The sequence below is a fragment of the Aminobacter sp. HY435 genome (assembly GCF_027568395.1).
Lineage (GTDB): Bacteria > Pseudomonadota > Alphaproteobacteria > Rhizobiales > Rhizobiaceae > Aminobacter.
The window spans coordinates 270,076-277,386 of record NZ_JANKZL010000009.1; the positions used below are offsets into that span (position 1 = coordinate 270,076).

The following is a 7,311-nucleotide window of genomic DNA, read 5'->3' on the forward strand; positions in this document are numbered from 1 at the left end:
GCTAGATATCGTCCGTGGTCGGATCCACCGGGTCGGGCTTGCGGGCCGGCCGCTCGGAAGGCTCGCGGCCAATCTCGGCCTTGAGCGTCATCAGGTCGACGAAGTGGTCGGCCTGGCGGCGCAGGTCGTCGGAGATCATCGGCGGCTGCGAGGCCATGGTCGAGATCACCGAAACCTTGCGGCCGCGCCGCTGCAGCGCTTCGACCAGCGTGCGGAAATCGCCGTCTCCGGAGAAGATGACATAGTGGTCGACGACGTCAGCGAGTTCCAGGGCATCGACGGTAAGTTCGATGTCCATGTTGCCCTTGATCTTGCGCCGTCCGGTGGCGTCGGTGAACTCCTTGGCCGGCTTGGTGACGACCTTGAAGCCGTTGTAGTCGAGCCAGTCGATCAGCGGACGGATCGAGGAATACTCCTGGTCCTCGACCAGTGCAGTGTAATAATAGGCGCGCAGCAGATAGCCGCGCTTCTGGAAGCTGGAAAGCAGTTTGCGGTAGTCGATGTCGAAGCCGAGGGAGCGGGAGGTAGCGTAGAGATTAGCTCCGTCGATAAAAAGTGCGATTTTCTCGCGAGGATCAAACATAGGAAAATTTCCTTGTTGAAATAGGCTGACGCCAAATACGCTGAACCGAGCGCCCGTTCCCCCCAGATCAATGACTTACCCCACAGCGGCAAATATCGCTCGCGTTGAGTCATTCCAAGGGGGGACAGGGGCGGAGCAGTAAAATAATCGTTTGTGGACGGCTGTCCGGATTCCGACGCTTCACCGGCAAAGCAGGCTTCACGCTTGAATTCCACGGCCTTTCAGGCTAAGGCACGCGTCAGCTTTCCGTCAAATCCATGCATGAAAGGGGCACTTCATGGCCCGCGTAACCGTTGAAGACTGCATTGACAAGGTCGACAACCGCTTTGAGCTGGTGCTCCTCGCCGGCCACCGCGCCCGCCAGATCTCGCAGGGCGCGCAGATCACACTGCCGCGCGACAACGACAAGAACCCGGTCGTGGCGCTGCGCGAGATCGCCGACGAAATGCTTTCGCCCGACGATCTCAAGGAAGATCTGATCCACTCGCTGCAGAAGCACGTCGAAGTCGACGAGCCGGAGCCCGAGGCTCCCGAGGCGGCGGACCAGACCACCGCTTCCGCCATCGACGCGGACGAGCCGGAAGAGAACATCAACTTCGATCGCATGTCGGAAGAAGACCTTCTCGCTGGCATCGAGAGCCTCGTCGCTCCCGAAAAGAGCGACGACTACTAAGATCTGCCGTGATTTCCCCCTGCCGTTCACATGATGCGGCAGGGCGAAATGCTCAAAAAGGTCTCGCCCGGCGCGAAACTCGGGGCTTCGGCTCTTCCTCGCCGGCTGATCAGTGGCTATCTATGACATGCGTCGCAAGCCCTTGCGACGCATGATTCATTTCGAGTTCCGGGAAGCCGCCCATGATGCGTCAGTATGAGCTTGTCGAGCGCGTCCAGCGCTACAAGCCTGACGTCAACGAGGCGCTGCTCAACAAGGCCTATGTCTATGCCATGCAGAAGCATGGCCATCAGCGCCGCGCTTCGGGCGATCCCTATTTCTCGCACCCGCTGGAAGTGGCGGCGATCCTCACCGACATGCACCTCGACGAGGCGACGATTGCCGTTGCCCTGCTGCACGACACCATCGAGGACACCAGCGCGACGCGCGCCGAGATCGACGAACTGTTCGGCCCCGACATCGGCAGGCTGGTCGAGGGGCTGACCAAGCTGAAGAAGCTCGACCTCGTTTCCAAGAAGGCCGAGCAGGCGGAGAATTTGCGCAAGCTTCTGCTGGCGATTTCCGAGGACGTACGCGTGCTGCTGGTCAAGCTCGCCGACCGGCTGCACAACATGCGCACGCTGCATCATGTGCCCGAAAGCAAGCGCCTGCGCATCGCCGAGGAGACGATGGACATCTATGCGCCGCTGGCCGGCCGCATGGGCATGCAAGGCATGCGTGAGGAGCTCGAAGAGCTCGCTTTTCGCTACATCAATCCCGAGGCGTATCGTACCGTTACCGAGCGCCTGGCCGATTTGTTCGAGCGCAACAAGGGTGTCTTGACCGACATCGAGGATGCGCTGTCGCAGTTGTTCGACAAGTACGAGATCAAGGCGACGGTGACGAGCCGGCAGAAGAAGCCATGGTCGGTGTTCCGCAAGATGGAAACCAAGGCGCTGTCGTTCGAGCAGCTGTCCGATATCTTCGGTTTCCGCGTCGTCGTCGATGGCATCGAGGACTGTTATCGCGCGCTGGGCGCCATCCACACCACCTGGTCGATGGTGCCGGGGCGCTTCAAGGACTACATCTCGACGCCCAAGCAGAACGACTACCGTTCGATCCACACCACCATTGTCGGCCCCTCGCGACAGCGCATTGAGCTGCAGATACGCACCCGCGAGATGAACAAGATCGCCGAATACGGCGTCGCGGCGCATTCGATCTACAAGGACAATCTGCCCAAGACCAACGGCGCGGGCCATCAGATTTCCAAGGAAACCAACGCCTACGGTTGGCTGCGCCGAACCATCGAGCAACTGTCGGAGGGCGACAGCCCCGAGGATTTCCTCGAAAACACCAAGCTTGAGCTGTTCCAGGACCAGGTCTTCTGCTTCACGCCGAAGGGCACGCTGATCGCCCTGCCGCGTGGCGCCACCCCGATCGACTTCGCCTATGCGGTTCACACGGATGTCGGCGACACCTGCGTCGGCGCCAAGGTCAACGGTCGCGTCATGCCGTTGATGACCGAGCTCAAGAATGGCGACGAGGTCGAGATCATCCGCTCCAAGGCGCAGGTTCCGCCAGCTGCCTGGGAATCGATCGTCGTCACCGGCAAGGCGCGCTCGGCCATTCGCCGCGCCACCAAAAACGCCATCCGCAAGCAGTATTCGGGCCTTGGAACTCGTATCCTCGAGCGCGCCTTCGAACGTGCCGGCAAGAAGTTCACCAAGGAAGGGTTGAAGCCCGTGCTGCATCGCCTGGCGCGCAAGGACATCGAGGATGTGCTGGCGTCGGTCGGACGTGGCGAGCTGTCGTCCAACGACGTCGTCCGCGCTGTCTTCCCCGACTATAAGGAAGAGCGCGCCACGCCCGCCGCCTCCAAGCCGCGCGAGGAGGGGTGGTCGAAGATCCGCAACGCTGCCGGCATGCTGTTCCAGATTCCCGGCCGTTCCTCGACCCCGCCGCGCAAGGAAAGCAAGCGTTGGGGCCCGGCCGTGCCGATCCGTGGCGTCAGTGGCGACCTGCCGGTGCGTTTCGCGCCCGAAGGTGCCGTGCCGGGCGATCGTATCGTCGGCATCATGCAGCCGGGTTCGGGCATCACCATCTATCCGATCCAGTCGCCATCGCTGGTCGCGTTCGACGACCAGCCGGAGCGCTGGATCGACGTGCGCTGGGACCTCGACGAGGGTTCGAAGGAGCGTTTTCCGGCCCGGTTGACGGTGACGGCGATCAACGCGCCGGGGTCGCTCGCCGACATCGCCCAGGTGGTGGCCGCCAACGACGCCAACATTCATACGCTGTCGATGGTGCGCACCGCGCCAGATTTCACAGAAATGCTGCTCGATCTCGAAGTCTGGGATCTGAAGCACTTGAACCGGCTGATCTCCCAGCTCAAGGAAAACACCTCCGTCAGCGACGCCCGCCGCGTCAACGGCTAGGCAGACGGCTGGTTGGACGACAGGAAAGACCAAAGACATGCAGACGAGCGACGTTCTCGACATTTTCCGTTCGGCGGGCGCCGTGCTGGAAGGCCATTTCATCCTGACGTCAGGCCTGCGCAGCCCGGTTTTCCTGCAGAAGGCGCGCGTCTTCATGCATGCCGACAAGACCGAGACGTTGTGCAAGGCGCTGGCCGAAAAGATCCGCGCCGAGGTGAAGGGCGAGATCGACTACGTCGTCGGCCCGGCGATCGGTGGGCTTATCCCGGCCTATGAAACCTCCAGGCACCTCAAGGTCCCGGCGATCTGGGTCGAGCGCGAGCAGGGTACGTTCCGCCTGCGCCGTTTCGAACTGGAAAAGGGCGCCCGCGTCGTCATCGTCGAGGACATCGTCACCACTGGCCTGTCGATCCGCGAGACCATCGCCTGCCTCCGCGAACTTGGTGCCGAAGTGGTTGCCGCTGCCTGCATCATCGACCGTTCTGCGGGAAAGACCGACGTCGGCGTGCCGCTGATCGCGCTTGCCGAATATGAAGTGCCGGCCTATCCGGCCGACCAGCTGCCGCCGGAACTGGCGGCGATCCCGGCGATCAAGCCGGGCAGCCGGAACATCTGAGGTCCCTATGATCCTCGGCATCGGCAGCGACCTCATCGACATCAGACGTATCGAAAAGTCGATCGAGCGCCATGGCGAGCGTTTCATCAAGCGCATCTTCACCGCAGCCGAACAAGAGCGCGCCGAGGGCAGGCGAGGGCGTCTCGCCTCCTATGCCAAGCGCTTTGCGGCCAAGGAGGCATGTGCCAAGGCGCTCGGCTGCGGCATCGCCGAAGGCGTGTTCTGGACCGAGATGGGCGTGGTCAACAAGCCGGGCGGGCAGCCGACCATGGAACTGACCGGCGGCGCCGCGATGCGCCTGGCAAAGATCACGCCCCTGGGGCACTGCGCCGTCATACACCTGACCATCACCGATGATTTCCCGCTGGCGCAAGCCTTTGTGATCATCGAGGCGCTGTCCGTCGAAGAACCGCCACTATCTTAGGGTTTTGGCGGCGGCAGAGACATTGCCCCCAGGGCGGCGAGCCCTTATACCATCGCGACCTGAAATCGAGGACGACATGAGCGTGGCTGAAAAACAGAAGAAGTCTGGTGGGCTTGGCGAAACCGTCAGCGTCATCGTCCAGGCGCTGCTGCTCGCACTGGTGATCCGCACCCTGCTGTTCCAGCCGTTCTCGATCCCTTCCGGCTCGATGCGCCCGACGTTGCTTGAAGGCGACTATCTGTTCGTCACCAAGTGGGCCTATGGCTATTCGCGCTATTCGCTGCCCTTGTCGCCAAATCTGTTCTCCGGCCGTATCTTCGGCTCCGATCCGGAGCGCGGCGATGTCGTCGTCTTCAAGTTCCCGCCGAACCCCTCGCTCGACTACATCAAGCGCGTTGTCGGCCTGCCAGGCGACCGCATCCAGATGAAAGAAGGCGTGCTCTATATCAACGGCACCGCTGTCCCGCGCGAAAAGGTCGGCCAGATCGACAATCCCGATATCACCGAAGTCAGCGGCCCGGTCGACGTCTATCGCGAGACGCTGCCGAACGGTGTGTCCTATGACACGCTCGACCTGACACCGAACGGCATCGGCGACGACACGCGTGAGTTCGTCGTTCCCGAAGGCCATTTCTTCATGATGGGCGATAACCGCGACAACTCGACCGACAGCCGTTTCAACGTCGGCTTCGTGCCGGCCGAAAACCTCGTCGGCCGCGCCAACATCATCTTCTTCTCGATTGCCAATGGCGCCAGCCCGCTGGAGATCTGGAAGTGGCCGTCCGACATGCGCGCCTCGCGCCTGTTCAATTTCGTGCGCTAAGGTATGCCAGTAAAGCGGCTCACCGCCACGGAACTCGCCGATGCGCTGCAGCTTCGCACCGGCCATGTCTTTCGCGACCACAAGCGCCTTCAGCGCGCGCTGACGCATGGCAGCGCGCGCAGCGCCAATGCCGGCGTCGATTACGAACGCTTCGAGTTCCTCGGCGACCGCGTGCTCGGACTGGCCGTGGCCGACATGCTGCTCAGCAGCTTTCCCGAGGCGCCCGAAGGCGAGCTGTCGGTCAGGCTCAACGCGCTCGTCAACGCCGAGGCGCTGGCCCAGATCGCCGACGAGATCGGGCTTGCCGAACTGATCCGCGCCGGCTCCGAGGTGCGCAACCTCGCCGAACGCAAGCGCGTCAACCTGCGAGCGGATGCGCTGGAATCGCTTATCGCCGTCATCTATCTCGATGGCGGACTGGATGCGGCCAAGCGCTTCATCCACAAATACTGGAAGCCGCGCGCCCAGGCGGCAGGTGCTGCCCGCCGCGACCCCAAGACCGAGTTGCAGGAATGGGCGCACCAGGCGTCGTCCGCCGTGCCTGCCTACCAGATCGACAGCCGCACCGGCCCCGACCACGACCCCGTCTTTTCGGTAAGCGTGCGGGTCGGAGAGTTTTTGCCCGCCACCGGCACAGGCCGCTCGAAGCGTGAAGCCGAGCAGAATGCCGCCGCCACCCTTCTGGTGCGTGAGGGCGTATGGAAGAATGAGGAGACCGCATCGTGACCGATGCCCCTGAAACCGCAACGCCTGAAACGGCAGCCACCCGGTCGGGCTTCGTCGCCCTGCTCGGCGCGCCGAATGCCGGCAAGTCGACCTTGGTCAACCAACTGGTCGGCGCCAAGGTGTCGATCGTCACCCACAAGGTGCAGACGACGCGCGCCATCGTGCGCGGCATCGCCACCCACGACAATGCCCAGATCGTGTTTGTCGACACCCCCGGCATCTTCAAGCCGAAGCGCCGGCTGGACACGGCGATGGTCACCACCGCTTGGGGCGGGGCCAAGGACGCCGACATCATCCTGGTGCTGATCGACGCCGAGCGCGGCATTCGCGGCGACGCCGCGGCCATCCTCGAACGCCTCAAGGACGTGCGCCAGCCCAAGATGCTGATCCTCAACAAGGTCGACCGGGTCAAGCCGGAAGCGCTTCTGGCGTTGACCTCCGCCGCCAACGAACTGGTCGATTTCGAGCGCACCTTCATGGTCTCTGCGCTGACCGGTTCGGGCTGCAAGGATCTGCTCGATTTCCTGGCAAAGCGCCTGCCGCTGGGGCCGTGGTACTACCCCGAAGACCAGATCTCCGATTTGCCGATGCGCCAGCTCGCCGCCGAAATCACGCGCGAGAAGCTTTATCTGCGCCTGCATCAGGAACTGCCCTATTCGTCCCACGTCGAAACCGAGAAATGGGAAGAAAAGCCCGATGGCTCGGTGCGCATCGAGCAGGTCATCTATGTCGAGCGCGACAGCCAGAAAAAGATCGTGCTCGGCCACAAGGGCGAGACCATCCGCGCCATCGGCCAGGCCTCGCGCATGGAGATCGCCGGCATCCTCGAACAAAAGGTGCACCTGTTTTTGTTCGTGAAGGTGCGCGAGAACTGGGGCAATGACCCCGAGCGTTACCGCGAGATGGGCCTCGATTTCCCGCACTAGGTCGTGTGGACTCTTGGGATTCCCAAGGCTGAGCAAATCAGATTCAAGACTGTCTTTTGGAGGCAGTCATGGGAGCATTGGACCGTCTGATCCTTCGGGATGAGCAGTGGGAGCGGATTTCGC

The 7,311-nt window shown here is 62.5% G+C and carries 8 protein-coding genes; 7 read left to right on the forward strand and 1 reads right to left on the reverse strand.

The window, feature by feature from the left end; all coding sequences use genetic code 11:
- Position 1: 1 nt before the first annotated feature.
- Positions 2-583 (reverse strand): LabA-like NYN domain-containing protein, encoded by a 582-nt coding sequence (locus PCJ21_RS15400; protein ID WP_269932290.1) that lies wholly within the window; start codon positions 581-583, stop codon positions 2-4.
- A gap of 277 nt (positions 584-860) precedes the next feature.
- Between PCJ21_RS15400 and rpoZ the strand changes: the two genes are divergently transcribed.
- From rpoZ to era, 7 genes are all read left to right on the forward strand, one after another.
- Positions 861-1,256 carry a DNA-directed RNA polymerase subunit omega gene (gene rpoZ, locus PCJ21_RS15405; RefSeq protein WP_192317842.1) on the forward strand — a complete coding sequence of 132 codons (396 nt, stop codon included), beginning with the start codon at positions 861-863 and terminating at the stop codon, positions 1,254-1,256.
- Between the two features lie 182 nt (positions 1,257-1,438).
- Positions 1,439-3,673 (forward strand): RelA/SpoT family protein, encoded by a 2,235-nt coding sequence (locus PCJ21_RS15410; RefSeq protein ID WP_269932291.1) that lies wholly within the window; start codon positions 1,439-1,441, stop codon positions 3,671-3,673.
- Positions 3,674-3,710: 37 nt separating this feature from the next.
- On the forward strand, positions 3,711-4,289 hold the full coding sequence (pyrE, locus tag PCJ21_RS15415; protein ID WP_269932292.1) for an orotate phosphoribosyltransferase: 579 nt from the start codon (positions 3,711-3,713) through the stop codon (positions 4,287-4,289).
- Positions 4,290-4,296: 7 nt separating this feature from the next.
- On the forward strand, positions 4,297-4,713 hold the full coding sequence (gene acpS / locus PCJ21_RS15420; RefSeq protein ID WP_269932293.1) for a holo-ACP synthase: 417 nt from the start codon (positions 4,297-4,299) through the stop codon (positions 4,711-4,713).
- Between the two features lie 76 nt (positions 4,714-4,789).
- Positions 4,790-5,536 carry a signal peptidase I gene (lepB, locus tag PCJ21_RS15425; RefSeq protein ID WP_269932294.1) on the forward strand — a complete coding sequence of 249 codons (747 nt, stop codon included), beginning with the start codon at positions 4,790-4,792 and terminating at the stop codon, positions 5,534-5,536.
- Between the two features lie 3 nt (positions 5,537-5,539).
- Positions 5,540-6,262, forward strand: coding sequence for a ribonuclease III (rnc, locus tag PCJ21_RS15430; protein ID WP_269932295.1), 723 nt, complete (start codon positions 5,540-5,542; stop codon positions 6,260-6,262).
- Positions 6,259-7,188: a GTPase Era gene (era, locus tag PCJ21_RS15435; RefSeq protein ID WP_269932296.1), complete on the forward strand. Its 930-nt coding sequence runs from the start codon at positions 6,259-6,261 to the stop codon at positions 7,186-7,188. Before rnc ends, era begins: the two co-directional genes overlap by 4 nt.
- Positions 7,189-7,311: the final 123 nt, after the last annotated feature.

Bases quoted from the DNA above. Each gene is read 5' to 3' on its own strand.
- acpS (WP_269932293.1), top strand. From the start codon at position 4,297: ATGATCCTCGGCATCGGCAGCGACCTCATCGACATCAGACGTATCGAA.
- PCJ21_RS15410 (WP_269932291.1), top strand. From the start codon at position 1,439: ATGATGCGTCAGTATGAGCTTGTCGAGCGCGTCCAGCGCTACAAGCCT.
- rnc (WP_269932295.1), top strand. From the start codon at position 5,540: ATGCCAGTAAAGCGGCTCACCGCCACGGAACTCGCCGATGCGCTGCAG.
- pyrE (WP_269932292.1), top strand. From the start codon at position 3,711: ATGCAGACGAGCGACGTTCTCGACATTTTCCGTTCGGCGGGCGCCGTG.
- rpoZ (WP_192317842.1), top strand. From the start codon at position 861: ATGGCCCGCGTAACCGTTGAAGACTGCATTGACAAGGTCGACAACCGC.
- PCJ21_RS15400 (WP_269932290.1), bottom strand. From the start codon at position 583: ATGTTTGATCCTCGCGAGAAAATCGCACTTTTTATCGACGGAGCTAAT.
- lepB (WP_269932294.1), top strand. From the start codon at position 4,790: ATGAGCGTGGCTGAAAAACAGAAGAAGTCTGGTGGGCTTGGCGAAACC.